The 26,375-nt window shown below is 58.8% G+C and carries 17 protein-coding genes; 5 read left to right on the top strand and 12 right to left on the bottom strand.

Annotated elements, in window-relative coordinates:
* The first annotated feature begins 134 nt into the window (after positions 1 to 134).
* Positions 135 to 1,169, top strand: coding sequence for a folate-binding protein YgfZ (locus tag ABVT36_RS01510; RefSeq protein ID WP_368454930.1), 1,035 nt, complete (start codon positions 135 to 137; stop codon positions 1,167 to 1,169).
* A 13-nt stretch (positions 1,170 to 1,182) separates the two neighbouring features.
* Here the strand turns inward: ABVT36_RS01510 and ung are convergent, their stop codons facing one another.
* The 4 genes from ung to ABVT36_RS01490 all read right to left on the bottom strand — a co-directional run bounded on the left by ung (position 1,183) and on the right by ABVT36_RS01490 (position 3,630).
* Entirely contained in the window at positions 1,183 to 1,905 is a 723-nt protein-coding gene (gene ung / locus ABVT36_RS01505) for a uracil-DNA glycosylase (RefSeq protein ID WP_368454929.1), read from the bottom strand.
* 5 nt (positions 1,906 to 1,910) lie between these two features.
* Positions 1,911 to 2,492: a uracil-DNA glycosylase family protein gene (locus ABVT36_RS01500; protein ID WP_368454928.1), complete on the bottom strand. Its 582-nt coding sequence runs from the start codon at positions 2,490 to 2,492 to the stop codon at positions 1,911 to 1,913.
* A gap of 15 nt (positions 2,493 to 2,507) precedes the next feature.
* Positions 2,508 to 2,990: a YajQ family cyclic di-GMP-binding protein gene (locus ABVT36_RS01495; RefSeq protein WP_368454927.1), complete on the bottom strand. Its 483-nt coding sequence runs from the start codon at positions 2,988 to 2,990 to the stop codon at positions 2,508 to 2,510.
* A gap of 100 nt (positions 2,991 to 3,090) precedes the next feature.
* On the bottom strand, positions 3,091 to 3,630 hold the full coding sequence (locus ABVT36_RS01490) for a YaeQ family protein (protein ID WP_368454926.1): 540 nt from the start codon (positions 3,628 to 3,630) through the stop codon (positions 3,091 to 3,093).
* 359 nt (positions 3,631 to 3,989) lie between these two features.
* On the opposite strand from ABVT36_RS01490, the gene ABVT36_RS01485 reads away from it, so the two are divergent.
* Positions 3,990 to 4,808 carry a PDZ domain-containing protein gene (locus ABVT36_RS01485; RefSeq protein WP_368454925.1) on the top strand — a complete coding sequence of 273 codons (819 nt, stop codon included), beginning with the start codon at positions 3,990 to 3,992 and terminating at the stop codon, positions 4,806 to 4,808.
* Positions 4,809 to 5,314: 506 nt separating this feature from the next.
* Here the strand turns inward: ABVT36_RS01485 and ABVT36_RS01480 are convergent.
* A complete protein-coding gene (locus tag ABVT36_RS01480; protein ID WP_368454924.1) occupies positions 5,315 to 6,232 on the bottom strand; it encodes a zinc metalloprotease in 918 nt (305 codons plus the stop codon).
* A 1,208-nt stretch (positions 6,233 to 7,440) separates the two neighbouring features.
* On the opposite strand from ABVT36_RS01480, the gene ABVT36_RS01475 reads away from it, so the two are divergent.
* Positions 7,441 to 8,613 (top strand): efflux RND transporter periplasmic adaptor subunit, encoded by a 1,173-nt coding sequence (locus tag ABVT36_RS01475; protein ID WP_368454923.1) that lies wholly within the window; start codon positions 7,441 to 7,443, stop codon positions 8,611 to 8,613.
* Between the two features lie 10 nt (positions 8,614 to 8,623).
* Complete coding sequence (locus tag ABVT36_RS01470; protein ID WP_368454922.1) at positions 8,624 to 11,809, top strand: efflux RND transporter permease subunit; 3,186 nt, start codon at positions 8,624 to 8,626, stop codon at positions 11,807 to 11,809.
* 183 nt (positions 11,810 to 11,992) lie between these two features.
* Here the strand turns inward: ABVT36_RS01470 and ABVT36_RS01465 are convergent, their stop codons facing one another.
* Positions 11,993 to 14,488: a TonB-dependent receptor plug domain-containing protein gene (locus tag ABVT36_RS01465; RefSeq protein WP_368454921.1), complete on the bottom strand. Its 2,496-nt coding sequence runs from the start codon at positions 14,486 to 14,488 to the stop codon at positions 11,993 to 11,995.
* An 856-nt stretch (positions 14,489 to 15,344) separates the two neighbouring features.
* On the opposite strand from ABVT36_RS01465, the gene ABVT36_RS01460 reads away from it, so the two are divergent.
* A complete protein-coding gene (locus tag ABVT36_RS01460) occupies positions 15,345 to 18,419 on the top strand; it encodes a glycosyl hydrolase family 18 protein (protein WP_368454920.1) in 3,075 nt (1,024 codons plus the stop codon).
* 130 nt (positions 18,420 to 18,549) lie between these two features.
* Here ABVT36_RS01460 and gltS read toward each other — a convergent pair whose 3' ends face one another.
* From gltS to ABVT36_RS01430, 6 genes are all read right to left on the bottom strand, one after another.
* Positions 18,550 to 19,752 carry a sodium/glutamate symporter gene (gene gltS, locus ABVT36_RS01455; RefSeq protein WP_368454919.1) on the bottom strand — a complete coding sequence of 401 codons (1,203 nt, stop codon included), beginning with the start codon at positions 19,750 to 19,752 and terminating at the stop codon, positions 18,550 to 18,552.
* 901 nt (positions 19,753 to 20,653) lie between these two features.
* Complete coding sequence (tsaA, locus tag ABVT36_RS01450; RefSeq protein WP_367148514.1) at positions 20,654 to 21,340, bottom strand: tRNA (N6-threonylcarbamoyladenosine(37)-N6)-methyltransferase TrmO; 687 nt, start codon at positions 21,338 to 21,340, stop codon at positions 20,654 to 20,656.
* A gap of 24 nt (positions 21,341 to 21,364) precedes the next feature.
* Positions 21,365 to 22,828, bottom strand: coding sequence for an NAD-dependent succinate-semialdehyde dehydrogenase (locus ABVT36_RS01445; RefSeq protein WP_368454918.1), 1,464 nt, complete (start codon positions 22,826 to 22,828; stop codon positions 21,365 to 21,367).
* Positions 22,829 to 22,900: 72 nt separating this feature from the next.
* Entirely contained in the window at positions 22,901 to 24,295 is a 1,395-nt protein-coding gene (gene der / locus ABVT36_RS01440) for a ribosome biogenesis GTPase Der (RefSeq protein ID WP_368454917.1), read from the bottom strand.
* A 158-nt stretch (positions 24,296 to 24,453) separates the two neighbouring features.
* On the bottom strand, positions 24,454 to 25,620 hold the full coding sequence (bamB, locus tag ABVT36_RS01435; RefSeq protein WP_368454916.1) for an outer membrane protein assembly factor BamB: 1,167 nt from the start codon (positions 25,618 to 25,620) through the stop codon (positions 24,454 to 24,456).
* Complete coding sequence (locus ABVT36_RS01430) at positions 25,617 to 26,372, bottom strand: YfgM family protein (protein ID WP_368454915.1); 756 nt, start codon at positions 26,370 to 26,372, stop codon at positions 25,617 to 25,619. Before ABVT36_RS01430 ends, bamB begins: the two co-directional genes overlap by 4 nt.
* Between the last annotated feature and the right edge of the window lie 3 nt (positions 26,373 to 26,375).

Genomic DNA, 26,375 nt, shown 5'->3' with positions numbered 1-26,375 from the left:
TTTCGCGCAGTATACCGTAAACCGTGGCCGGAACCGCCGGCATATCCCCTCCTCAACCACTGTCCACGGGTTGAAAAAACATTGCGCCACCCTAAGGTAGTGCCGGTAGGCAAATTCAAATACGGGCGGCGATTATGGAGTTACAGCAGTGGCGGGATTTTCTAAGCGGGAGGGGCGCCACCTGGGACCGGGACCAGGCCCACTTCGCAGACACAGGTGGGGAGCTGCAACTGATTGACTTGAGCCCTATGGGCGCGGTATCGGTCACCGGGGCGGACAGCCAGAAGTTCCTGCAGGGGCAGTTCACCTGCGACCTGGTCAACCTACCCGACCACCACACAACCCTTGGAGCCCACTGCAATCCCAAAGGCCGGGTGATCAGTGCCTTCTTCGCCCTAAAAGTTGCCAGAGACGATTTTGTACTCTGTATGCCACGGGATCTGGCAGCGGTGGCGACAGCGGCGCTGGCCAGATACTCGGTCTTCTTCAAGGCGGACCTGTGTGATATCAGCGCTGACCACCAGTGGCTGGGCCTGCAGGGTGCGGAAGCGGTCCGGCATGCGGCTGAGCTACTGGGCCTGGAAGGCCTCGACAGCGGCACAGTAGTGCCCTTTGAGATCGACAGCAGCCGTGCACTGGCGTTTGCGGTATCCCCTCAGCAGGTTGCGATCCTGGTACCGCGGGCACAAGCGGAGGAACTCTGGCAGCGGCTGGAAAGCCACGCACAAGCTGCCAGCTACGGCAACTGGCTGGGTCAACAGATCGCCGCCGGCATACCGCAACTGCATACAGACACCAGCGAGGCGTTTATTCCACAGATGTTGAACCTGCATGTCTTGGATGGCGTAAGTTTCAAAAAGGGCTGTTATACGGGTCAGGAGGTGGTGGCCCGGCTGCAATACCGGGGCGCCACCAAACGTCGCATGTTTCGCGCCCGTTGCGAACCCGGCCCTTTGCCGACTCCGGGTACGGACATCCGCATTGGCGAGCACAGGCCCGCAGGTGAAGTACTGACCGCCGCGCCCGTTGCGGGCGGCATTGAACTGCTGGCGGTACTCAACAATGCCCTGGTGGCGGTGGAAGATCCCCTCTGTCTCGACGATGGCCGCGCCCTGAAACTGCTGGATCTGCCCTATGATGCGGACGCCGATCCACTAGCAGAGCCCTGACGCGGACAGGCGACTACACCTCCACCGCCACCCGACGCAGTGCAGCGGCCTCCGGCAGGGCCCACTCGATCGCCTGCTGGCCGTGCTGCAACAGCCAGTCATTGGCGGAGGAAAAAGGCCGGGTGCCGAAAAAACCCCGATTTGCCGACAGGGGCGAAGGGTGCGGGGCGCTCAGTACCAGATGGCGGCTGCGATCGATAACCGCGCCCTTTTTCTGTGCATAACTGCCCCAGAGAATAAATACCAGTCCTTCCCGCTGTTCCGCCAGAGCGCCTATAGCCGCGTCGGTGAACTGTTCCCAACCGCGCCCCTGATGTGCGCCGGCTCTGGAATCCTCGACGGTCAGGGTCGCATTCAGCAGCAACACCCCCTGCTCTGCCCACGGCTGTAAACAGCCGTGGCGCGCCGGCGCTATACCCAGATCCGAGTGCAGCTCCTTGTAGATATTTTGCAGCGACGGCGGAATCCGCACCCCCGGCATCACGGAAAAACAGAGCCCGTGGGCCTGCCCCGCCCCGTGGTAGGGATCCTGCCCCAGAATAACTACCTTAACCCGGTTGAAGGGGGTTGAATTGAAGGCGTTAAAAATCTGCGGGCCGGGGGGATAGATCCGCTTGCCCGCCTGCTTTTCCAACCGCAGGAATTCCCGCAGTTCAGCCATATAAGGTTTGTGAAATTCGTCCTCCAACACTTTGAGCCAGGAGGGGTGAATCTTGATTTTATGCTCTGTATCCATAGTCATTAGCTAAGAATTTTCGCTACTTGACGCCGCAATCCCGGCACGACTTCCGCCTCGAACCAGGGACGCTGGCGCAGCCAGAGGGTATTGCGCGGGCTGGGGTGCGGCAGGGGAAAATAACCCGCCGGCACAGCGTCGCGGAAGTGCCGCACATTTTCAGTAATGCTGCCATACCAGTGCGGCAGGTAATAGCGCTGCGCATACTGGCCGATCAACAGTGTGAGTCGCAGCTGTGGCAGCTGCTGCAACAACCGGGCGTGCCAGGCCGGTGCGCACTCCGGCCTCGGTGGCAGATCGCCGCCCGCACCGCGGCCGGGGTAACAGAATCCCATCGGGATTATGGCGATCCTAGAGTCATCGTAGAAAGCGTCCCGCTCAATATCGAGCCAGCGCCGCAGGCGATCCCCGGAAGGGTCATTCCAGGGGATACCCGTCTCATGCACGCGGGTTCCGGGCGCCTGGCCGACAATCAGTAAACGGGCGGATTCCCCGGCGCGCACGACGGGATTCGGCCCCAAAGGCAGCAGCGCTTCACACAGGCGGCAGGCGCGTACCTCCTGCAACAGGGAAATCAATTCGCTCATGACAGTGGCAGATACTCAATCGCGAAAATTGCTGAACTGCAGCGGCTGCTCCAGCTCCCTGTCGCGCAGCATGGCCATTACCTGCTGCAGGTCGTCGCGCTTCTTGCCGGTGACCCGCACCTGGTCGCCCTGAATGGCCGCCTGCACTTTCAGCTTTTCATCCTTGATCAACTTGACGATCTTCTTTGACAGATCTTTTTCCAGGCCGTTTTTCATCGTCACCGAGGCCCTGAGCTGTTTGCCGGACTGTTCCTTTTCCCCCACCTCCATCGCCAGGGGATCTATCTGACATTTGACCAGCGCCGCACGCAGCATATCCAACATCTGATCCAGCTGGATATCCGCCTCGGCGCGCACTACCAGGGAGAATTCATTTAACTCCACTTCCGCATCCACACCCTTAAAATCGAAGCGGTTGGCCACGGTGCGGTTTACCTGATCCACCGCATTGGTCAACTGGTGCTTGTCCACTTCGGACACTATGTCAAATGAAGGCATTGCTATCTCCTTGTTGTGTAGCTCGCGTAACTCACAGGCCAAATGGGCGCCCTTCGGGTTGAGCCAATCCGCCCGGCCCCGCGTGTTTTGAGTCTGTGACTCAGGGTTTTCGGATCTCCGCCACCAGCTCCGCACTGCGGTTTCCCGATCCAATCCAGATACGCCCGTCCTGCACAGTGACATGCAGGTCCATATTGCGCTCCGCCATGGTTGCAAGTTGCGCACAGGCATCGGCATCCAGGTGGTAGACACACAGGTTTTCGTGGCGACCCAGAGCCTGCCCCTGTTTTTGCCACCAGACCTGCGCCGTGCGCCGCCCATAGCTGTATACCAGAACCCGATCTGCGCGATTGCAGGCCTTGCGCAACCGCTCGGGCCCCGGCAGCCCCACTTCGACCCAGAGTTCGATGGCTCCACTCAACCCCAACTGCCAAAGGTCCGCTTCGTCTCCCGACGAAAGCCCCCGGGTAAATTCAAGCTGTGGCGACGCATTGTGGGCAAAAGCCAACAACCGCACCATCATCCGCTCATCGGTTTCGGAAGGGTGGCGCGCCAGAGTCAACTGGTGTTCCCCATAATACTCCCGATCCATATCCGCCACCTGGAGCCGGACTTTGAAGATGGTTGCTTTTAATGCCATTAGAGTAGAACACCCCGGTGTTGACGGAATCCAGGCCCAGACAGAACGCCCTGGCTATTACAGGCCTAGGAACAGCAGCATTGTGCGCCGGGATTATATCGTCGCCTGCTACTGCTACAACCCTTGGCCGGACACAAGAAGCAGCAGGCAATCCCAGTGCAGACCCCAGTCGCAATAGGACCGGCATCAGCCCCGCCACTGGTACGACAACACCACCCCAAAACCCCCGACAATACCGCACCGGATTGATTAGGCGAAGGTCGTCGGCAGAAACGGCTAAATTTTCGTACACTACTATTTAACCCGGTACCTGGGATCAACCCCCAAGTGCCAGAACAGATATAGAGAGTCGATTCACAATGAGAAGTGAAATACTCATCGCCGCCGCCGGTGTTCTCGCACTGGTTCCTGCCGCCTATATCGCTGCCGAACTAACCGGTGAAGCTTCAGCAAATCCCGCTCCGGCGGCTACCGACACCGCCAGCCTCGAACTCCGCGTAGCGCGCCTTGAGTCCTCCCTGCAGCGCATCAACGACATCCAGGGCCGCCTGCTGGAACTGGTGGGTGATATCCAGGCCCAGGCCGATGGCACCCCCACTGCCGACCACGCCGACCCGGCCGCCCCCGACCGTCAGACCTCGGCAAGTCAGCCTCGATCGAGGCGCGACAGCCAGCAGCGTTTGCGCGACCACCAGCTGCAGCAACTGCTGCGTGCGGGCATGCATCGGGACCGGGCTGAATTAGTGCTGCGCAGACAGGAGCGCTTCAACTATGAACATATGTCTTTGTCCCACAGCTACCATCATCTGGCGGACAAGGGCTCCGCAGAAGCTCTGGCACTGCGGGAACAAATGGAACACTACAGAAATCCCCGCCGGGCACTGGCAGACGAACTGACGGATGCGGAGTTTGAAGCGTATCTGCAGGTGATCGGCGGGCCCGCCGATATGCAAGTACGCAAGGTGGTTATCGACACGCCGGCGGCGGCAGCGGGATTGCAGCCTGGTGACAGAATCGTTTCCTATAACGGACAAAGGGTCTTCCACATGGGCGACCTGCGCCGGGAAATCTACAAGGTGCCCCCGGGAAAAAACGTGGCTATCGAAGTGAAGCGGGCCGAAACAGGGCAGAAGGACACGCTGTTTGTGCCCAGCGGACCACTGGGAATTCGCGGATAGGTCACGGCACAACCGGATAAGGGACTGCCCCACAATGGCCGCTATTATCTGCACAATCCGAATATCGCATAGAGCAATCAAGCACCAGTTGTGGAATACGCCCTACCCCCGGTCTTAGGGCCTGTTCACACTAACTGAGTCGGCCCTGTTGTGCCAGAAAAGGTGCCAATCGAGGCAAGAGGAGCGCGGTTTGGTTGTTCCAAATGAGCGACGAGCAACGAAGAGTGGCGCCTTTTCCGGTACAACCCGAAGGGCTGCCCCTGGTTTAGCGCCCTGCGGCGTTAAAAATTGCTCATGTGGGCCACAATTCCTGCCTTGCAGGCCACTAAACCAGTAGCAGCAGGGCTATCTCAGTTAGTGTGAACAGGCCCTAGCAGGCTGTTGAAACAGGGATGTGCGGGTGGCAAATTAGAGGGATAACTGCCTGGTTTGCCGTGGAGGGTTTGCGGACATGTGCCGCAAACCCCGGTTGAAAAAAGCCTGAAAAAGGCTTTTTCAGCAACCTGTTAGAGACCGCGATAAACGCTGCTCAGTTCGTCCGCGCGGCTGGACTGCCCGGCGGTAAACTCAAACATGCAGGAGTCATAGCTGTAGTCCATAAAATTATGGATCGGGTCTACACCCGGTGAACTCTTGCCTTTACAGGAATCGCGACCTATCGGGCAACCACTCGCCGGAGATCTCTCTGCCGGCGTATCGGCAACATAGTCACCGCTGCCCCGGCAACCACCCTGGAAAGTATGGTAGAGACCCAGCCAGTGCCCTACCTCGTGGGTCATAGTATCCCCTTCGTTATAGGGCGCAGCGCTACCACCGGGCAGTGAACCGGTCAGCACCACCACACCATCGTCAATGGGGTTACCGGCATACCAGCTGGGAAAAGTCGCCCAGCCCAGCAGCCCGTTACCTATGTTGGCCACGTAAATGTTCAGATCACTGGCATCACCCACGCGCAGAGCCGACTTCATGGCGGCTTCCGCCGGGGAGTCAGGGCTTACGTTGTACCAGGCATTGTTGGCGGTGCTGGTGGTGGATACCAGATTGAATGTGAAGGGCGTATCCGCAAAGGCGGCATTCAGGACGTTCATCTGATTGTTGATAACAGAATTTGAAACCGCGCCGTTATTGCTGCTATCGGTGATCACGTGAAAGTGCACATCGACACTGACAGACCCCGCGGAGCGCTCGGCATAGGCGGCGCTGGCGTCGGAACCCGACGCTCTGACCCGCATATTCTTGAGATGCTCCTCCCTCAAAGCGGCCTCTTTATCCGTTGGGTGCTTGGTACCACAGCGGAGAAAGTTGGCGTTGTCGCTGGCATGCCCGAATGCACTGTCACTTTGCGCACTGGCAGCCATAGGGGTTGCGAGCACACAAAAGGCCAAAGCCTTACCAATGAGATTGGTTCGCAAAGAAAGCTGCATAGAATAATTCCTTAGCATTTATTGTTGATTATTGTTTTACTTCAAATGAAGCCCGCATAAGATCGAGTTTTTCTTATACCTCTGTCAACCTTAGGGGCCGCAATAATAATATATTGGCGCATGAACCATCCACCCAAAAATCCAAAAAATCGACGGCCGGCAGCCCTCCGCATAGTAGTTTTATACACAGAGGTAAAATTCTTGCCAGACTCAAATCAAAATATCGCCAACAAACTTATTTACCCTATTTTTTAGCGGAAAAACCGCAATATTCAGCGTTATAATTCACCAGACAAAATGAGGTATGGCTCACATTTACCATAAGTTTTTTTGACACTTTCACCTTACACCCCTAACGATGACTTACTGTGCGAGCTGGATAAATAATACCGAAATTCTCGGTGGTTCCGGCTACAGGAATAACAAAAATTTGGCGCCCCTCACCCACACAAAAACACAAAGACCACTTATGTTCTCTTGGTCCCAACAGTATTTACCGACATATAATCATTAATGGCATCAAAAACAGAACATGGAATACAGGAGTTATACCGGGACTTAGCGAAGCGATTTCAATGGCTGGAGTTTTATTTTCGCCGATAGACCTTCACTTGAATATCTGTGTCAGCCATATACCTGGCTTTTACCGCACAGAACCTGTATCTGCACAGTTGATTTGACACCTGCAAGTGCGCACTGAAATCGACGAATTTTCCCACTCACCTTTTCCCTAAAACCCCGCGAAATTCAGGGGGACAACAAACTCCCGTGCCCGGCCAGTATCTGCGCCTAAAGTAATCTGACCACTTACAGCCACAGCCAATACGCCGACGGTGTCCACATCCGGGCAACTTTGGCAGCCGGCGACTGCCCTGCCCCGCAGCCTTAAGCCGCAATAGGTGCAACCTGAACCGGCTGCTTTTTCGCTGTGATCGAGACAATCAAGCCCTTCCCCCGCTAACTCCCCTCTCGTCTGGGCGCGGAATTACAACACTTCGCCGCAGGGGAATCTGGCCGGAGTACACCCAAGCCCTTGACCACATTGGTTAAAGCCTTCCGCAAGCCGCAAACCCACCCCCATTAAGTGGTTGATCGAAAATCACGCAATCACATAAAATACACCATGAATGGAATCGGCCTCCCCGCCACTTCAATATTCCCCGTGTTCGATTACAGTACCCGCACAGTCGGCACTTATCGAGGTAGTCATGCTCAACAGGAAAATTCTCGCCGGTCTTCTGGCCGTATCCTCACTGCTCTCGGCCTGTAGCGAAGAGAGCGCGGTGCCCCCGGGAATGACACCTCAGGTGACGGTGGTCACCCTCAAGTCCGAACCGGTCACTCTCACCCGGGAGCTGCCCGGACGCACGGCACCCTTCAAGGTGGCGGAAGTCCGCCCGCAGGTTAACGGCATCGTAAAGCAACAGCTGTTTCGCGAGGGTGGCCAGGTCGATAGCAACCAGCCGCTCTACCAACTGGATGACGCCATCTACCGCGCGGACCGGGACAGTGCCCAGGCGAATCTGCAGCGCGCCGAAGCCGCCATGAATATCGCCCGCCTGAAGGCCGAGCGCACCAAGGATCTAATTGGCAACGGCGCGGTAAGCGAGCAGGAGAACGACTCCGCCGAAGCGGACCTGCAGGAAGCCAGAGCCAATGTGGCGGCGGCCAAAGCAGAGCTGCAAAGGGCCAGGATTCAGCTGGACTATGCCCGGATTACATCGCCCATCAGCGGCCGCATCGGTAAGTCTGCGGTGACCCAGGGTGCGCTGGTCACCGCCAACCAGAGTGCGGCGCTGGCAACGGTGCAGCAACTGGACCCCATTTATGTAGACGTCACCCAGTCCGCCGCGGAACTGCTGAGTCTGCGCAGGGCCCTGGATGCGGGTGCCCTGGCTGAAGCCAGCCACCTGCCGGTAAAGATTCTGCTGGAAGATGGCAGTGAGTTCGCGCACCCGGGCAAACTGGAATTTGCCGATGCCAGTGTGGACCCCTCCACCGGCAGTGTGTTGCTGCGGGTAGTGGTGCCCAACCCGGACCATATGCTGCTGCCGGGCATGTATGTGCGCGCGGTGGTGGGCAGCGGCGTGCGCGATAACGCTATTCTGGTACCTCAGCAGGGTATAGCCCGGGATCCCAAAGGCAACACATCGGCAATGGTAGTAACCCCGGAAAATGTAGTGGCACAGCGTTCCGTGCAAGTGAGCCGCACAGTGGGCAGCCGCTGGCTGGTGGAAGACGGCCTGCAGGCCGGGGATCGGGTGGTAGTGGCCGGTCTGCAAAAGGTCCGCCCGGGTGCGCCAGTGCATCCCACTGAAGCTACCGATGAACAACAGCCTGCTGCGACGGGGGATACCCAGGCCACCGAGCCGGGGGTTTAAGGAAAGGGTTATGGCAAGTTTTTTTATTGACCGCCCAATCTTCGCCTGGGTTCTGGCCATCATCACCATGTTGGCAGGGGCTCTGTCCATCAGCAAACTGGCGGTGGAGCGCTACCCGAATATTGCACCGCCCGCGGTGAATATCAGCGCGAATTACCCCGGCGCCTCGGCCAAGGTGGTGGAGGACTCGGTCACCCAGATTCTTGAGCAGAGCATGAAAGGCCTGGATGGCCTGATTTATATGTCTGCTACCAGCCAGTCCAATGGCAGTGCCTCCCTCTCCCTGACGTTTGCAAACGGCACCGACCCGGATACCGCCCAGGTGCAGGTGCAGAACAAGATGCAGCTGGCGTTGCCACTGCTGCCGCAGGAAGTCCAGACCCAGGGGGTGAGCGTCAGCAAATCCCGCTCGGGCTTCCTGATGGTCGCCGGCTTCGTGTCGGAAGACGGCAGCATGAACCGCAACGATATCGCCGACTATATCAACTCAGCGGTGGTGGACCCAATCAGCCGGGTACCCGGCGTGGGCAATGTACAGGTGTTCGGATCCAAGTACGCCATGCGTATCTGGCTGGATCCGAACAAGCTGCTCACCTACCGACTGTCGCCAGCGGATGTGGCGGCGGCAGTGCGGGCCCAGAATGCCCAGGTCGCAGTGGGCGACCTGGGTGGTGCACCCTCGGTACCGGGACAGCAACTCAACGCTTCCATCACCTCCCAGGGTCGTCTGCAGACGCCGGAGCAGTTTCGCCAGATCGTAGTACGGGCCAATGACGACGGCTCCCTGCTGCGTCTCGGCGACATTGCGCGGGTGGAACTGGGGGCCGAAAACTACGAGTTTATCTCCCGTTACAACCGCCAGCCGGCGACCGGTATCGCAATCAACCTGGCCACCGGCGCCAATGCGCTGGACACTGCAGAGGCGGTCAAGGCGAAACTGAAAGAGCTGGAGCCCTTCTTTCCCCGGGGCCTGGAGACAGTGGTGCCCTTCGATACCACGCCCTTTGTCAAGGTTTCCATTAAAGGGGTTATCAGCACCCTGATCGAAGCGGTCATCCTGGTTTTTCTGGTGATGTACCTGTTCCTGCAGAATTTCCGCGCGACCCTGATTCCCACCATCGCAGTACCGGTGGTACTGCTGGGGACCTTCGCCGTACTCGCCGCACTGGGTTTCTCGGTGAATATGCTCACCATGTTCGCCATGGTTCTGGCTATCGGCCTGCTGGTGGACGACGCCATTGTGGTGGTGGAAAACGTCGAACGGGTGATGAGCGAAGAGGGGTTGCCGCCCCGGGAGGCGACGAGAAAATCCATGCGACAGATAACCGCGGCCCTGGTGGGTATTGGCGTGGTGCTGTCGGCGGTGTTCGTGCCTATGGCGTTCCTGGATGGGGCCACCGGGGTAATTTACCGGCAGTTCTCCGCAACCATTGTCGCCGCTATGGCCCTGTCGGTGCTGGTGGCGATTATTCTGACCCCGGCCCTCTGTGCCACCCTGCTGAAACCTTTACCCAAGGGCGGCAGCCACGGAGAGAAGGGCTTCTTCGGCTGGTTCAATCGCAATTTCGAGCGCGGCAATCAAAAGTACCAAACCGGGGTGAGTGCGATCCTGGCCCGCAGCGGCCGCTTTATGCTGCTTTTTGTGGGGCTCTCCGCGGTGATGGCACTGCTGTTCCTGCGCCTGCCCACCTCCTTCCTCCCCGATGAGGACCAGGGAATTCTGTTCGCCATGGTGCAGGCACCGGTGGGCGCCACTCAGGAACGCACCATGGCCTCTATCCGCAAGGTGGAGGACCAGTTTCTGGACCAGGAACAGGGCACGGTAAAATCCGTGTTCGCGGTGCAGGGCTTCAGCTTCGCCGGCAGCGGCCAGAATACGGGGATCGCCTTTATCAATATGGAGGATTGGTCCCAGCGCGAGCAGCCGGCACAAAGTGTCAGCTCAGTGGCCATGCGGGCCATGGGCGCCTTCACGCAGATCAAGGACGCCTTGGCTTTCGCCTTCGCCCCGCCGCCACTACCCGAATTGGGCACTTCCGGCGGCTTTGACTTTTACCTGAAGGACAACGGCAACCTGGGCCACGAGGCGCTGACCGCGGCCCGGAACCAGTTTCTGGGCATGGCCGGGCAGAACCCATTGCTCGCCAATGTCCGTCCCAACGGCCAGGAGGACACGCCGCAGTTTCGCGTCGAGATAGATACTGCCAGGGCGGCGGCGCTGGGATTGTCCATCGCCGACATCAACAGCACTCTGAGTACCGCCTGGGGCAGCGCCTACATCGATGACTTTATCGATCGCGGCCGGGTCAAGCGGGTTTATCTGCAGGCGGATGCGCCCTATCGTATGGTGCCGGAAGATTTCCAGCTGTGGTCTGTACGCAACAACAAGGGCGACATGGTGCCGCTGTCCTCCTTCGCCAGCTTCTCCTGGGACTACGGTTCGCCGCGCCTGGAGCGATACAACGGTGTACCCGCCATGCAGATCAATGGCCAGGCGGCACCCGGCGTCAGCTCCGGGGAGGCCATGCAGGAGGTGGAAAAACTGGTCGCGCAGCTGCCGGCAGGCATCGGAATGGAGTGGAGTGGCCTGTCGTATCAGGAGCGCGCCGCCGGCGCCCAGGCACCGCTGCTCTACACCTTGTCGCTGCTGATTGTATTCCTGTGCCTGGCCGCACTCTATGAGAGTTGGACAGTACCCACGGCGGTGCTGCTGATGGCGCCCCTGGGGGTATTGGGCGCGGTGCTTGCCAACACTTTGCGGGGCATGGAGCGCGATGTTTATTTTCAGGTGGCCATGCTCACCACTGTTGGCCTGACCAGTAAAAACGCCATCCTGATCGTGGAGTTTGCCAAGCAGAACCTGGAAAACGGCATGGCGGTGGTGGAAGCCACTATGCGCGCAGTGCGCGACCGCTTGCGCCCGATTCTGATGACCTCACTGGCGTTCGGCCTCGGCGTGCTGCCACTGGCGATATCCACTGGAGCGGGATCCGGCGCCCAGCGCGCCATCGGCACCGGGGTACTGGGCGGCATGGTGGTGGGAACCCTGCTGGGCATCTTCTTTATCCCACTGTTTTTCGTCGTGGTGCAGCAGATTTTTGGCCGTAAAAAAGTGCCGCAAAATTCCGGGCCGGCTCAGTTGGATGAGGTTGCCGATAAAAAAGGGGAAAAAACACAAACAGCGGACGCCCTGTAAAACACCCCGGCTACTGCTCCGGGCTTTGTGGCTATATAAAGGCGGAAGAAAGTAGATCCGGGCAGGAAACCCGCCCAAGGAGAATCTCAGTTGTCGCTGGAAGCGAGTCGGACAGGACTTGAGGCCTAAGGCTGAAAAAAAACCGGCAACCTATTTGGTTGCCGGTTTTTTCATTTAGTACCCTCAGTCAAAATCATACCGCGCGCGCATATAGTAGAAGGCGCCATTAAAACCCATCGGCGAGGTAGCCGGGTATCTGGAACCGGCAATGCCACTCCACTCGTGCTCCGTCGGGTAATTATCCAGTATGTTCTCGGCACCGGCGATAAGGGAGAGCTGGTCGGTGAAGTTGTAACCTACCTCCACATCCAGTGTCACCTCGGACGGCGCGTCGATCGGCAGTGTGTCATCCTCCAGGTGCGGCTCCCAGAAGGCACCGAAGTAGTTGACCCGTGCCAGGGCACGCCAATTGTCCTCCGCATGCCTCAGGGAGATGTTGCCACGGGTATTTGGCAAATTGTCCTCAATCTGGCGAATCCGCAGGTTACTCATGGTCTCGGGATTGAAATCCTCAACCTCGGTCTCGGTCCAGTTGAAGGCCAGACTCAGGTCAGTGCTACCGCCCATCAGGTCCAGCGGATAGGTTGCCACCAGATCGAGCCCCCGGGTGTTGGTATCGAAGTCGTTGGTATAAAACTTGAACGAGTCCAGTGATTCCGCCCCGGTAATGCCGGCGGCCACCAGCTCCGCGCGCTCCTCGTCGCTCAATTCCCGATCCGCCGACTGCGACAACCGGCCCTCGACATCGATATTGAAGTAATCCAGTGTCACGTCCAGGTCACCGATATTGAACACGGCGCCGAAGGTGTAGTTGGTGGACTCTTCAGGCTCCAGCTGCCGGCCCCCGTAGACCAACGCCACCGGACTGGTGGGCGGGATGGTGCCCTGGTTCACCAATTCTCCTTCCACAAAAACAGTGGAGACCGCGTTGATATTGGACTGGCCTGGAGTGGGTGCGCGGAAGCCTGTAGAGGTGGTGGCGCGCAGCGCCAGGCTGTCGACAACCTGGTAGTGGGCGGAGAGCTTATAGTTGCTGGTGGAACCAAAGTCACTGAAATCCTCCCAGCGCAAAGCCGCCCCCAGCAACAGACTGTCGGTGAGTTCCGCTTCCACATCGGAGTAGAGAGCGACATTCTGGCGATCGAAGGTGCCGGCCACCTGCGGGCCGAAGCCGGGAAAACCGTTGGAGCCAATGGAGAAACCCTGGTCCACCAGGGGGCCCACTTCCCAGGAAGCCTGATCCCCAATCTGCGCTTCAAACTGTTCTTCCCGCCACTCGAAACCGGTAGCGAAGTAAACGGTGGTGCCGCTCAGGTCCAGCTGCCGGTTCAGGTCCAGGTTGAAGTTTTGTTCCATCTGGATATAGGTGCCGGGATTAAAACTGGTGGGGGAGGCGGAACCCAGGGAGGCATTGACGGTGTTGTAGATAAAGAACTCCACCTCACTCCGGCCCACCCCCAGGCTTACATCGTAGCCCCAGCCATTGTCCATCTCCCCGCGCACGCCGGCCACGCCGGCAAGGTCCACCACATCGCCGCCGAAGCGCGGGGTGAAGCCTCCGGGAAAAATTTCCGTAAAGGAGAAACACTCATCGCTGCTGGCGGCGTCCGCATGACTGAAGCCGATACAGTCGTCGAGCCCATTGCTGGGATCCTCGTCACCGACCAGTGGCGTATCAACGTCGCCGTCGTCATCGGTATCTATCGCAAATACTGCCGGGCGGTTGTCCGGGTTACGGAAATAGAAACCGCCGTCCACCGTCTTGGTGGCGTAGTTACCAAAAGCGTAGGCTTCGGCGCCATCGCCCAGTTCCAGACCGAGGTTGGCGAATACTTTTACATCATCCTTCACCTCCGGCTGGCCCCAGACCTGCGCCGGATCGGCCACGGCAGTGTTGCCAGCGGCAATCAGGCCCGCGGCGTCATCGCGCTGCACACTGCGGCTGGTGGCGTCCTGTTGGCGGTATTCATAGCTGAAATTGGCAAAGCCGGCAGCGGTCAGCGGCAGGCCGATATTGCCGGATACCATATACTGGTCACCGTCGCCCTCGGCGGTGGTGCCCCACTTGGTCTCGATGCTGCCGCCGTCACTGGCATCCTTCAGCTGGAAGTTAACCACCCCGGCAATGGCGTCGGAGCCATACTGGGCCGCCGCACCGTCGCGCAGAACCTCCACCTGCTTGAGGGCTATGGCGGGAATCACAGAGATATCCGGACCCTGGGCACCATCTGCCAGGCCGCCGCCGAGAAAAGAGATTACCGCCGAGCGGTGGCGGCGCTTTCCGTTCACCAGCACCAGCGTGTGGTCCGAAGACAGGCCACGCAGGTTGGCCGGCCTGGCTATGGTCGCCGCGTCGCTGATGGGCTGGGCATTGACGTTGTAGGAGGGGACCACGTTGCGCAGCAGATTGGACATGTCGCCATCGCCCTGATTGACGAACTCCTCTGCGGAAATCACATCCACCGGCGCGGCTGAGTCCGACGCGGAGCGCCCCTCCACCCGGGTGCCGATGGTAATGACCTCTTCGATAATCTCCTCTTGCGCAGTGGTGGAACCCGCCGCAACAGCGACCGCCACGGCCAGCAAGCTGGGGCTCATTTTTTTTACTTTGATTTGCATACGTCCTGTTTCCTTTATTGTTATCTCTTAAATGTGCCGGATGATCAACCTGACTAGGCTCGCACCCGCTTTAAATCCCTAACGGGCTATATTCGCAGCAGCAATCTTGCCAGAAATTCTGCAACCTTGCCCCCTAAAAATTGTTTCCAAAAAATAAAAAGAATTGAGCGCCCAAGTGAAACATTTCTCTCATGAGGAATTTGCCGATCTACTGTTACCGGACTTGGGACTGCTTACTGAATAGCTTCGCGCAAAGCTTTAAAACTTTGCGAACTGCATCATACTAACTTCAGTTTGGCGCACAATACAACGCAATAAAGTTCTTTAAGGCATGTCATGCAAAATGGCGGATTGTTCGGGGGATTACTTTCAAAAATTAAAAGCGTTTCGCACCTAAATAGAATATTTATCCCAAGGGAGACTTACCGATCTATTGTTACCAGACTTGGGACTTCCTACTGAACGGCTTCGCTCAAACCTCTCAAACTTTGTGAACCCGATCACATCATATTTAGGTTGGCATTTAATACAACGCAATAAAGTCTCTTATGGCACGTCATTCAAAGTGCCAGATTGTTCGTGTAACAGCGGGCTGCTATTTTGACAACGGTGTCATTTTCGAGCCGGCGGTATTTAACCCCGCAATCCAATTGATGATCCCTCATCGATTGGACGGCGGCCTTTAGAAACCGGGCAATTACGTGGTGTCGTCTGCTTTTCAAGGGCTTGTGCCGGCTTCCACCCGGTGGCGGCGCATCCTTGTACCGCATTTACCCGGCAACTTATTGCATTGCCGGAAGAATAAAATACCGCTACGCCAAACACCGATAAAAATAACGACTGCAAGGTGAAAACTATGAACAAACCGATTGCGCTCGGCGCGCTACTGGCGGGCATGATCGCCGCCACCTCTGCCTACGGAGTGGATTGTACGCCACTGCCGAACTGGGACGCTGCGACCGCCTATACCGGCGGCGCCCAGGTACAGCACAATGCCAACGCCTATCAAGCCAACTGGTGGACACAAAACCAGGATCCCGAACAGTACTCCGGCCAGTATCAGGAGTGGACACTACTGGGCAACTGCGATGGCGGCAGCCAGGATCTCCCACCTCAGGGGAATTTTACCAGCCCTGCCAATGGAGCTTCTTTCAATCAGAATGACAGCGTTATCATCTCCGTCAATGCCAGTGACGACAATGGTGTAGCCTCAGTGGAGTTTTTCATCGGCGGCGCCTCTATTGGAACCGACAGCAGTGCCCCTTTTTCCATTACCTGGATCGCCTCAGCCGGCTCGCCAACCCTGGGGGCAAGAATTGTGGACACCGCCGGCCAGGTGACCCTGGTGAGCGAGATTCAGATCAATGTGGGTGACGGCAGCGCCCAGCCGCCGCAACTCAGCCTGGATAGCCCCGGTGCAAATGCCACCTTCTCCACAGGCGATACTGTGCAGCTCAGCGCCTCCGCAACTGATGCGGATGGCACCATTGCGACGGTGGAGTTTTTTGTGGACGGCGGCAATATCGGCAGCGACAGCAACGCACCCTTCACCGCCAGCTGGACCGCCACTGCCGGCAATCACACCCTGACTGCCAGGGCAATCGACAACGATGGCCTGACCGCGGAAGACAGCGTTTCCATCGCGGTTGAGGATGACGATCCGGTGGTATCGGAACACCCGTGCCGACCCGATGGGCTGTTTACCACCAGCGGAACCGCACCCAACTACTGTGCCATTTATACCGCCCAGGGCCGGGAGCAAATGGGAGCCGACCATCCGCGTCGGGTGATCGGCTATTTCACCAGTTGGCGCAACGGTGCCAACGGCCAGCCCAGCTATCTGGTCAAGGACATCCCCTGGAGCAAGGTCACCCATATCAACTACGCCTTCACACATATCGGCGACGACAACCGGCTGTCGGTGGGCAATACCGCGGATCCGGACAACCCCGCCACCGGTATGACCTGGCCCGCCATCCCCGGCGCGGAAATGGATGATGAATTTTCCTATCAGGGCCATTTCAATCTGCTGAGCAAGTTCAAAAAGCAGTTTCCACAGGTCAAGACACTGATCTCCGTCGGCGGCTGGGCCGAGACCGGCGGCTACTTCAATGAGTCCGGTGATCGCGTCGCCAACGGTGGTTTTTACACCATGACCACCAACGGCGACGGCAGTATCAACCGCGTCGGCATCGAAACTTTTGCCGATTCCGCCGTGGCATTTATCCGCCGCTACGGCTTCGACGGTGTCGACATAGACTACGAATATCCCACCTCGATGAACGATGCCGGCAACCCGCTCGATTTCGGCGTCGCCAATCCGCTCCGCGCCGCGCTGATGAATTCCTATGTGGAGCTGATGCGGGTGCTGCGGGAAAAGCTGGACATCGCCGGGGCACAGGACAACACCCACTACCTGCTCACTATCGCCTCGCCTTCGTCCGGATACCTGCTGCGCGGTATGGAAACCATGCAAATCACCCGCTACCTGGATTACGTCAACGTCATGACCTATGACCTCCACGGCGCCTGGAATGAGTATGTGGGCCACAATTCAGCCCTGTTCGACAATGGTGCCGACCCGGAGCTGGCGGCGGCGGGCATATACAGTACGTCCCAGTACGGCGGACTCGGTTACCTCAATATCGACTGGGCGGTGAAGTACTTCCGCGGCAGCCTGCCCCCGGGCCGGATCAATATCGGCATCCCCTACTACACCCGCGGCTGGCAGGGCGTCACCGGCGGCAACCAGGGTCTCGGCGGCACTGCCCCACTGCCGGACCAGACACAGTGCCCCGTGGGTACCGGCGGCTGGGCCAAGTGCGGCTACGGCGCCATTGGCATCGACAATATGTGGCACGACCTGGATGAAAACGGCGGCGAGGTGGGAGCCGGGTCCAACCCCATGTGGCACGCCAAGAATCTGGAAAACGGCATCCTGGGTTCCTACCTCGCCGCCTATGGTCTGGATCCGGCGGGGGATCCGGATGATGCTCTGGTGGGGGTTTACGCGCGCAACTACGACAGCGTGTCCCGGTCACCCTGGCTGTGGAACCAGACCAAGAAGGTTTTTCTCTCCACCGAAGATAACCAGTCCATGGCCGCCAAGGTGCAATATGTCAGCGACCAGGGACTGGGCGGTATCATGTTCTGGGAGCTGGCGGGGGACTACGACTGGGATGCGGGCAAAGGCGAATACACCATGGGCTCCACCTTGACCAGCCTGGCCTATGACACATTCCGCACGGCCGCGCCCTATCGCCAACAGCGCAGCGAGCGCCCGCTGCCGGCCGAAGCGCTGGATATCGCCATGGAAGTTACCGGCTTCAAGGTCGGCGATCAGAACTACCCGCTGAACCCCAAGCTCTACGTCACCAACAACACCGGCGAAACACTGCCCGGCGGTACTGTATTCGAGTTCGATATGCCCACCTCTACCTCCAATCTCATCTCCGACCAGAGCGGAGCCGGCCTTGCGGTGATCGAGAATGGTGCCAATGCCGGTGGCGGCAATGTGGGGGGGCTGGAAAACGAGTTTCACCGGGTGCGCTTTGCTTTGCCCGGGTGGCTGAACCTGGCCCCCGGTCAGACCTGGGACATGACACTCAACTACTATCTGCCGGTGTCGGGCCCCCAGGCCTATACCGCCACCATCAACGGCTCCAGTTACGCCCTCGCGTTTGAGTATCCGGAACTGCCGCTGGGTTCCGTGGACAGCGGCCCGGGGGGCGGTGGCAACGGCGATAATTGCGACGATCTGGGTGTAGATACCAGCGGCCTGGTCACCTATCCGGTTTGGCCGGCGGGCGACCACGCCAATGGCGGTGACCGGATCGTCCACGACGGCAGCGTATACCAGGCCAACTGGTGGACCAACTCGGTGCCGGGAACCGCCGACGGCAGCTGGACTCTGATCTGCTCCATCGACTGACCGGCATTTCGAATGTAAACCTGTGTCAACCCCCGCGCGAGGCTTTGCGGGGGTTGCTTTCAACCTGCCGCAACGCTCTCCGGATCCCCTTGCATCCACCATTGCTGCCGCGGTTCCGCGCAAAATATCTTCAGCCAAATAACTCCAGCATCAGGTTGACCACGAACGCATTGGCAATATCGATAAAAAAAGCACCCACCAGCGGCACCACCAGGAAAGCCTGGGGCGCCGGGCCGTGTCGCGCCGTGACCGCCGTCATATTGGCCAGGGCGGTGGGCGTTGCGCCCAACCCCAGGCCCACATAGCCGGACGACATCACCGCCGCATCGTAGCTACGCCCCATAACCGGAAACAGCACCAGCACTACGTAAAGGGTAATCGCCAGCACCTGGCCCACCAGCAGCATCACTATGGGGCCGGCGAGATCCAGAATGGTCCACAACTGCAGGCTCATCAGCGACATGGCCAGAAACAGGCCCAGACTCAAATCGGAAATCAGCGCCAATATGGGCGTGCCGCTGGGCCAGTTCAGCTGTTTGAACAGCACTGGAACCGTATTGGTCAGCAGGATACCGGCGAACAGGCAGCTCACAAACAACGGCATATTGATGTCGAGGCGTCCCAGCAGTGCGTGAAACTGCAGCCCCATACCCAGCGCGATACAGATGACCAGCAGCGCATTGAGCACCGAATCCACCGAGATCTGCTCATCCGTGTCCCCCTGGGGAATACCCACTGCGAGATACTCTTCGCTGGTGGAACTCAACTGGTGTCGGGCTATCAGGAATCTGGCGATAGGGCCGCCGATAACACCGCCGAGCACCAGGCCAAAGGTCGCGCAGGCGACCCCGATTTCCAGCGCCCCGGCGACACCGTAATGCTCCTTCAGGATAGGCGCCCACGCAATTGCCGTACCGTGGCCGCCGCTGAGGGAAATACTGCCGCCCAGGATACCGACAGCCGGCTCCAGACCGCTGAACCTGGCAATAATGACACCGATCAAATTTTGCAGAAACAACATGCCCACTGCCAGCAACAGCAGTTTGAACAGGGTTCTGCCACCCGCAAGCAGACTGCTGATGCGCGAAGACAAGCCGATACAGGTAAAGAAAACCGTGAGGAAAGTGTCCCGTCCGTGCAGGTCGAACACAAGGGTCCGGTCCGCGGTGAAATAAAGAACACTGATCAGGAGCGACGCCAGTACTCCGCCGGTCACCGGCTCGGGAATATTGTAACGGCGCAGAAAGGCCGCTTTGGAATTTAAATACTTACCCAGGAACAAGACCAGAATCGAAACGATCAGCGTCTGCCTGGGGTCCAGTGCATAGGTCATGGTCCGTCGAGGTTCCCAAAAGTCAAGTTAAAAAAGTAACACCACTGTCAGCCCCATTGCGCCCTCCCGAAGGATTCGAAGTGGCCTTGTTGCCGGCACAAGAGAAAATTCTCACAACCACTTTCAATTTGGACTTCTGTCTCACAAGTGGCAAATTTCCGAAAAAAGTGCATTTATTCACTCATAGGACCTGTCCGGCACTCCATGACAATTGTAGCAGCCCGGTCTCTGATCGTTGCATTAGGGTTTAAAACAAGCGAAGCTTTAGCAGCCTAAAAATCAACACAGGAAAACTGATTTTATGAAACGCTTTCTATTTCTAGCCTCCCTGACGTTTTTTTCACCAATCGCTTTTTCCAATAGTTGTAGCACTACGGGCTGCCTTGACATCATTAGTACCCTATTCACAAAAACTGATGGTCCCGTTTACATCGGGACTCCCGGAGATGAAACCCTTGCCAATTGCTCTGCTCATAACGATGTTTATTTTACATTGCAAAAAAGTCAGCCCAATTTTGAGGCCGTATATTCAACGCTTCTCGCGGCATATATCAGCCAGGAAGAGATTCAATTGAGGGTAATAGAGGGGACAGACCCCTGTGAACTGGAATATGTTAAGTTGAGTCGTTAACAGGTTGTTGAAAAAGTATTTTTCTACAGCCTGCTGTCCTGAACAGGGATGATCAGGCCGAAAATCAAGCATATAACTGCTTGATTTGCCGTGGAGGGTTTACGGACATGCTCCGCAAACCCAGGTAGAAGAAATCCAGGGAAAGCTTTTTCAACAATTTACCAAGCATCAATCCGCTCCGTTCTTCCCCTCAAAAATGAGGGAGGGAATCACACCCAGTTATAGCCAACGCGACACAGTGAAGTTTTCAAACCCGGTTGAGCGCCGTCTTTACTGCAGGGAAACCACCTTCACTGTGTCCCTGTCCGTATAGCGCCACTGCAGATTAAACCCGCATAACCGCATACCGTAGATACGCTCTGGTTCCGGCTGCTGGTAGGCGGGCTTGGGATTTTGGGCCAGCACCTGTTCAATGAGCCGGGGCAGGTCGGTGCCCCAGTCGTCTCGATAGGCGGCAGCCTTTGCACGTACTTCCGCAGGAATGTCCACATCGACCACTGCGGGCGCCCTGTCCGCAAAAGCGCTGTGCGCCCCCTCCAGCGCATCGGCATAGGGAATATAGGGTTTGATATCCAGCACCGGGGTGCCGTCCACCAGATCGATACCACCGACGATCAACATCACCTTCGGCGAGGTTCGCACCTGCAACAGGCGCACCACCGACAGGCCGATGTTGTTGGGGCGAAAGGGGGAGCGGGTGGCCAGCACCCCCAGCTTCCTGTTACCGCCGAGGCGCGGTGGGCGCACCTTTGTCGACCATTGTCCGGCCGCCTGGTGAAACTGGAAGATAACCCATAGATGGGAGTGCGCCTCCAGCCCGGCCACCGCGTCGCTCACGTTCAGTGGCGGCAACAGTTCTATGGCCGCCCGGCTGGCATCCGCCAGCAACGACTGGCGCGGCACCCCGAACTTCTCCCCGAAGCAGGAGTGCACTTGGGCAATGGGCTCGAGGTTCATCCTCTGCAGCAGTCGCCAATGCGGCTAGCGATCGATCCCCCCCAGACAGAGGTATTTGATCTCCAGATAATCATCAAGGCCGTATTTGGAGCCCTCGCGGCCGATACCCGATTCCTTTACCCCACCGAAGGGCGCCATCTCGTTGGAGATGATACCTTCGTTGACTCCTACCATGCCGTATTCCAGCTTTTCGCCGACACGCCAGATGCGCCCTATGTCGCGGGAGTAGAAATAGGAGGCCAGTCCGTATTCGGTATCGTTGGCCAGCTGAATCACCTCCTCCTCGGTGGAGAATTTATAGAGTGGCGCCACCGGACCGAAAATCTCCTCGCGGAAGAGTCGCATTGTATTGTCGACGCCGGTGAGCACCGCGGGTGCATAGAAGCAGCCGCCCATCTCACTGGGGCCACCGGTCACCGGGGCCTTGGCACCCTTGGCCAGCGCGTCCTCCACCAGCGCCTGTACGTCCTTCACCGCCTTGGCGTTGATCATGGGCCCCACTTCGACACCCGCCTCTGCGCCGTTGCCCAGGGTCAGCGCCTGCACCGCCAAACTGAATTTGCGCGCGAATTCGTCGTATACGCCTTCCTGCACAAATATGCGGTTGGCGCACACGCAGGTCTGGCCGGCATTGCGGTATTTACAGATGATGGCGCCTTTGACTGCCGCATCCACGTCGGCGTCGTCAAAGACAATGAAGGGCGCATTGCCACCCAGCTCCATGGAGGTTTTCTTGATGGTTTCGGCACACTGGGCCTGTAACTTCTTGCCCACTGCGGTGGAGCCGGTAAAAGTAAACTTGCGCACCAGCGGATTGGAAGTCATCTCCTCGCCAATCTCGCGGGCACTGCTGCCGGCTACCACGTTGAACACACCGGCGGGAATACCGGCCTCTTCCGCCAGTACCGCCAGTGCCAGCGCCGACAGCGGCGTCTCCGAGGCGGGCTTGCTGACAAAAGGACAGCCGGCTGCCAGCGCCGGTGCCATCTTGCGGGCGATCATGGCGCTGGGGAAATTCCACGGCGTCACCGAGCAGGTAACCCCGACGGGTTGTTTGATCACTAAAATGCGCTTGTCGTTGGAGGGCGGTGCCACCACATCACCGTAAGCGCGCTTGGCCTCCTCGGAAAACCATTCGATATAGTTGGCGCCATAAATAATTTCAGTCCTGGCCTCCGCCAGGGGCTTGCCCTGCTCCGCCGTGAGGATCTTCGCCAGGTCGTCCAGGTTTTCGATCACCAGGTCGTACCAGCGGCGCAGGATTTTTGCCCGCTCTTTGACCGTGGCAGCACGCCATGCGGGCCAGGCCGCGTCCGCAGCTTCTATGGCGCGACGGGTTTCCGCGGCACCGCAACTCGCGATGGTTGCCACCAGCTCCCCGGTGGCCGGATTGGCAACGTCCAGTGTGGCTCCGGAATCGGCGTCGATCCACCGCCCATTGACAAAGGATTGTGTGCGCAACAGTGCAGGTTTACTCAATTCCAACATGACTTTCTCCTCGTGTCTGGCCTTGTCCGGGACCTACGCACCGACCGGGCGCGATGCCAGCCGATGACGACTTTACTTCTTCTTTTTTACAAATTTCATCAAGCGGCGCTTCTTCGCCTTCTGACGGTCCGTCAGTTTGTTTTTCTTTCCGGCGTAGGGGTTTTCACCTGAGCGGAATTCAATTTTCACCGGTGTTCCGTGCAACTCCAATGCGTTGCGAAAGGTTTTTTCCAGATAGCGCACATAGTGCGCCGGTACCTGGTCCGTCTGGTTGCCGTGAATCACCACCACCGGGGGATTCTGCCCGCCGGCGTGGGCGTAGCGCAACTTGATGCGGTGGCCGCGGACCAGTGGCGGCTGATGTTCGCTCACCGCCCACTGCAGAATACGTGTCAGGTGGCTGGTGGACAGTTTGTCCGTCGCCGCCCGGTAGGCCGCTTCGATGGATTGGTATAAATGCCCCACGCCGGTACCGTGCAGAGCGGAAATAAAGTGAACATCAGCAAAGTCCACAAAGCGCAGGCGCCGCTCCAGTTCCGCTTTGACAAAATCCCGGTGGTCCGCCTCCAGGCCGTCCCACTTATTGAGCGCCACCACCAGTGCGCGCCCAGCCTGGATCACGCTGCCCATCAGGTGCAGGTCCTGATCCACCAGCCCCTCGCGCGCGTCGATTACCAGCACCACCACATTGGCGTCTTCCACTGCCTGCAGGGTTTTGACGATGGAGAACTTTTCCACCGACTCCTTGATATTCTTGCGCCGGCGGATTCCCGCGGTGTCAATCAGTGTATAGGGCTTTTCGTCCCGCTGATAATTGATGTAGATGCTGTCCCGCGTGGTGCCGGGCTGATCGTAGACCACCACCCGGTCTTCACCCAGGAGGCGGTTTACCAGCGTGGACTTGCCCACATTGGGGCGCCCGACGATGGCGATCTTGATCCCGGTCGCCAGCTCTTCCTGCTCCGGCGCCTCTGCCGCAGGCAGATCCGCGACCACACGCTCCAGCAGCGTGCGCACGCCCCGGCCGTGGGTGGCGGTGATCGGGAACAGGTCGCCGATACCCAGCTCGTAAAAGGGTGCCAGGGCGATATCGGGATTGACGCCATCCACTTTGTTGGCCACCAGCAATGTGGTTTTGGAGCCGGTGCGCAGACGCCGGGCGATGATTTCATCCGCCGGCGTCAACCCCGCGCGACAATCCACCAGAAACAGCACCAGGTCCGCCTCTTCAATGGCCTGCAGGGATTGCTCCGCCATGGCCACATCTATGCCTTCCTCATCGCCGCTGATGCCGCCGGTGTCCACTAGGATCACCTTGCGGCCGTCGATTTCCGCTTCACCGTACTTGCGGTCGCGGGTGAGGCCGGCATAGTTGGCCACCAGCGCATCGCGACTCTTGGTGAGCCGGTTGAACAGGGTGGATTTGCCTACATTGGGGCGTCCGACCAGGGCTATTACAGGCAACATGGAATTGTTTGGTACTCTCGATGGCCGACTTGGGCCGCCACTTTCTCTATCGCGGCGGAGAACCCGGACCCGCGGCTAAAACGCCAACGCCCGCGGGGTGCGGGCGCTGAAACCGGTGGGCGCGGATACTGCAAAAATCCGCCGCCCGTTACTGGGTATTACTGGATGCGCTCCAGGCGCAAGGCAGCCAGCTCACCGCCGTCGGACAGGGCAAACAACAGGTCCCCATCCACCAGCATGGGAATGCGTATCCGGTCCCCGTCTATGCGCTCCCGGCCGATAATGGCCCCGGTGGCCGGATCCAGCACATGCAGGTATCCCTCCAGGTCGCCCACCACCACGCTGTTGGCAAAATAGGCCGGGCCGCTCAATTCGCGGCGCAACAGGTCGCCATTGTTCCACTGGATCTGTCCGGAACCCACGTCGTAGGCGTAGACGCTACCGCCGGCATCGCTCAAGTATACATTGCCTCCCCCCACCGCGACGCTGTGATAAGTGGAGGCATCCCGCGCCCACAGGCCGCGACCCTCGTCGCGGGATAGTGCCGCTACACGGCCCTGGTAACTGGCGGCAAATACCAGATCACCGCGCACCACTGGCGCGCCGTCAATATCCACCACCCGCTCCAACTCCGCCGCTCCCTGTGGAATCGCCACACGCTGCTCCCAGCGCGCTATGCCGTCCGCGGCATCCAGTGCGATTACTTTGCCATTGTCCAGACCCGCAAATACGATACCGGCGGAAATCACCGGTGCCGCAGTACCGCGCAGCGTCAATACCGGCAATACCGTGCTGTGGCTCCAGCGCTCACTGCCGCTGTCACCGTCGAGACCGATCAGTTTGCCATCCACGGTCTGCACCACGACTACACCGGCACCGACCGCCGGGGTGGACACCACTTCGGCGGAAACCTGGTGGGACCAGCGCTCGGACCCGTCGTCCAGGTTCAGCGCAATGACCCGTCCGCGGTAGTCCGACACCACCGCCAGCCCCTGGCCGACACCAACCCCGCCACTGATGGGCACATCCAGTTCGGTTCTCCAGCGGCGCTTGCCGCTGTTGCGATCCAGGGCGGTGACATCGCCGTCGCTGTTGGTGGCGACAATCATGCCGCTGCCGATGCCCGGCGTGAGCATTGCGTAGAGCTTGCTGTCGATATCACCGATATTGGCGGACCAGACTTCCCGCAGCTGGACACTCGCGGAGATATCAACCAGTTCCACCGGGTCCGTGTCTTCCTTTTCCTCGTTCGACGCACAGGCAGCCACTACCAAGGCCATCACCAAAGCGACGGCGCCATAGATGGCGCGGGTTAGGGATTTCATTGCTCGTCACTCTCCTGCTGCGGCTGACCCGCCTCCATTTCAGAAGCCTCTGCAGGCTCAAGGTTCCCAGCCGGGGATTCCTCTGCGGCGTCCTCAGACGCAGCGGCGATACTGTCCGCCTTGAGGCGCAACAGCTGGGCGCTGGCGGCCTGCTCCGGCAGCAGCTCGTCGATCGCCTGCTCATAGGCCAGCCTGGCCGCCTCTTCATCGCCCTGTTGCAACAGAATATCACCGCGGGTTTCCGCATAGAGTGCGGCAAAGGCATCGGGGATATCGCCACCCAGCATTGCCAGTGCCTCATCGGGCTGACCCCGCGCGGCCACAACCGCGGCCAGGCGGCGGGTCGCGAGTAATTTCAGGGTATCCTCTCCAGTGTTGGCCAGTACCCACTGCAACTGCTCCGTCGCAGCCTCCAGGTCATTGTCAGCCGCCGCCAGGGCCGCGACACGCAGGGCTGCCTGACTGGCGTAAATGCGGCTGCCGTACTCGTCCTTCAGCTGTTGCGCGAGACTCCTGGCTGTTGTCATCTGCTTGTCGTCCGGCTGACTCTCGTTGGCAGTCACCGCCTCCACAAAGCTCTGGTATAAATTGGAGGCGCCTTCCGCCGAGCTGCGCTCGGAGTTCTGCCACCACTGGTAGCCGAAATAACCGGCTAGCGCCAGCGTTATGCCGGTCACAATGCCTCTGCCGTTTTCCGCCCACCAGCGCTTCAGCGTTTCTATTTGTTCTTCTTCGGTAAGATGGTCAGCCATTGG

The organism is Microbulbifer sp. TYP-18 (assembly GCF_040932045.1).
In the GTDB taxonomy this organism is placed as follows: Bacteria; Pseudomonadota; Gammaproteobacteria; order Pseudomonadales; family Cellvibrionaceae; genus Microbulbifer.
The sequence above is the reverse complement of the archived record's forward strand: the minus strand, read 5'-3'. Positions and strand labels throughout refer to the sequence as shown.

Bases quoted from the DNA above. Each gene is read 5' to 3' on its own strand.
- ABVT36_RS01445 (WP_368454918.1), bottom strand. From the start codon at position 22,828: ATGTTGGAATTGAGTAAACCTGCACTGTTGCGCACACAATCCTTTGTC.
- ABVT36_RS01460 (WP_368454920.1), top strand. From the start codon at position 15,345: ATGAACAAACCGATTGCGCTCGGCGCGCTACTGGCGGGCATGATCGCC.
- ABVT36_RS01485 (WP_368454925.1), top strand. From the start codon at position 3,990: ATGAGAAGTGAAATACTCATCGCCGCCGCCGGTGTTCTCGCACTGGTT.
- ung (WP_368454929.1), bottom strand. From the start codon at position 1,905: ATGGATACAGAGCATAAAATCAAGATTCACCCCTCCTGGCTCAAAGTG.
- ABVT36_RS01470 (WP_368454922.1), top strand. From the start codon at position 8,624: ATGGCAAGTTTTTTTATTGACCGCCCAATCTTCGCCTGGGTTCTGGCC.
- ABVT36_RS01465 (WP_368454921.1), bottom strand. From the start codon at position 14,488: ATGCAAATCAAAGTAAAAAAAATGAGCCCCAGCTTGCTGGCCGTGGCG.
- gltS (WP_368454919.1), bottom strand. From the start codon at position 19,752: ATGACCTATGCACTGGACCCCAGGCAGACGCTGATCGTTTCGATTCTG.
- ABVT36_RS01430 (WP_368454915.1), bottom strand. From the start codon at position 26,372: ATGGCTGACCATCTTACCGAAGAAGAACAAATAGAAACGCTGAAGCGC.
- der (WP_368454917.1), bottom strand. From the start codon at position 24,295: ATGTTGCCTGTAATAGCCCTGGTCGGACGCCCCAATGTAGGCAAATCC.
- bamB (WP_368454916.1), bottom strand. From the start codon at position 25,620: ATGAAATCCCTAACCCGCGCCATCTATGGCGCCGTCGCTTTGGTGATG.
- ABVT36_RS01495 (WP_368454927.1), bottom strand. From the start codon at position 2,990: ATGCCTTCATTTGACATAGTGTCCGAAGTGGACAAGCACCAGTTGACC.
- ABVT36_RS01475 (WP_368454923.1), top strand. From the start codon at position 7,441: ATGCTCAACAGGAAAATTCTCGCCGGTCTTCTGGCCGTATCCTCACTG.
- ABVT36_RS01510 (WP_368454930.1), top strand. From the start codon at position 135: ATGGAGTTACAGCAGTGGCGGGATTTTCTAAGCGGGAGGGGCGCCACC.
- tsaA (WP_367148514.1), bottom strand. From the start codon at position 21,340: ATGAACCTCGAGCCCATTGCCCAAGTGCACTCCTGCTTCGGGGAGAAG.
- ABVT36_RS01490 (WP_368454926.1), bottom strand. From the start codon at position 3,630: ATGGCATTAAAAGCAACCATCTTCAAAGTCCGGCTCCAGGTGGCGGAT.
- ABVT36_RS01480 (WP_368454924.1), bottom strand. From the start codon at position 6,232: ATGCAGCTTTCTTTGCGAACCAATCTCATTGGTAAGGCTTTGGCCTTT.
- ABVT36_RS01500 (WP_368454928.1), bottom strand. From the start codon at position 2,492: ATGAGCGAATTGATTTCCCTGTTGCAGGAGGTACGCGCCTGCCGCCTG.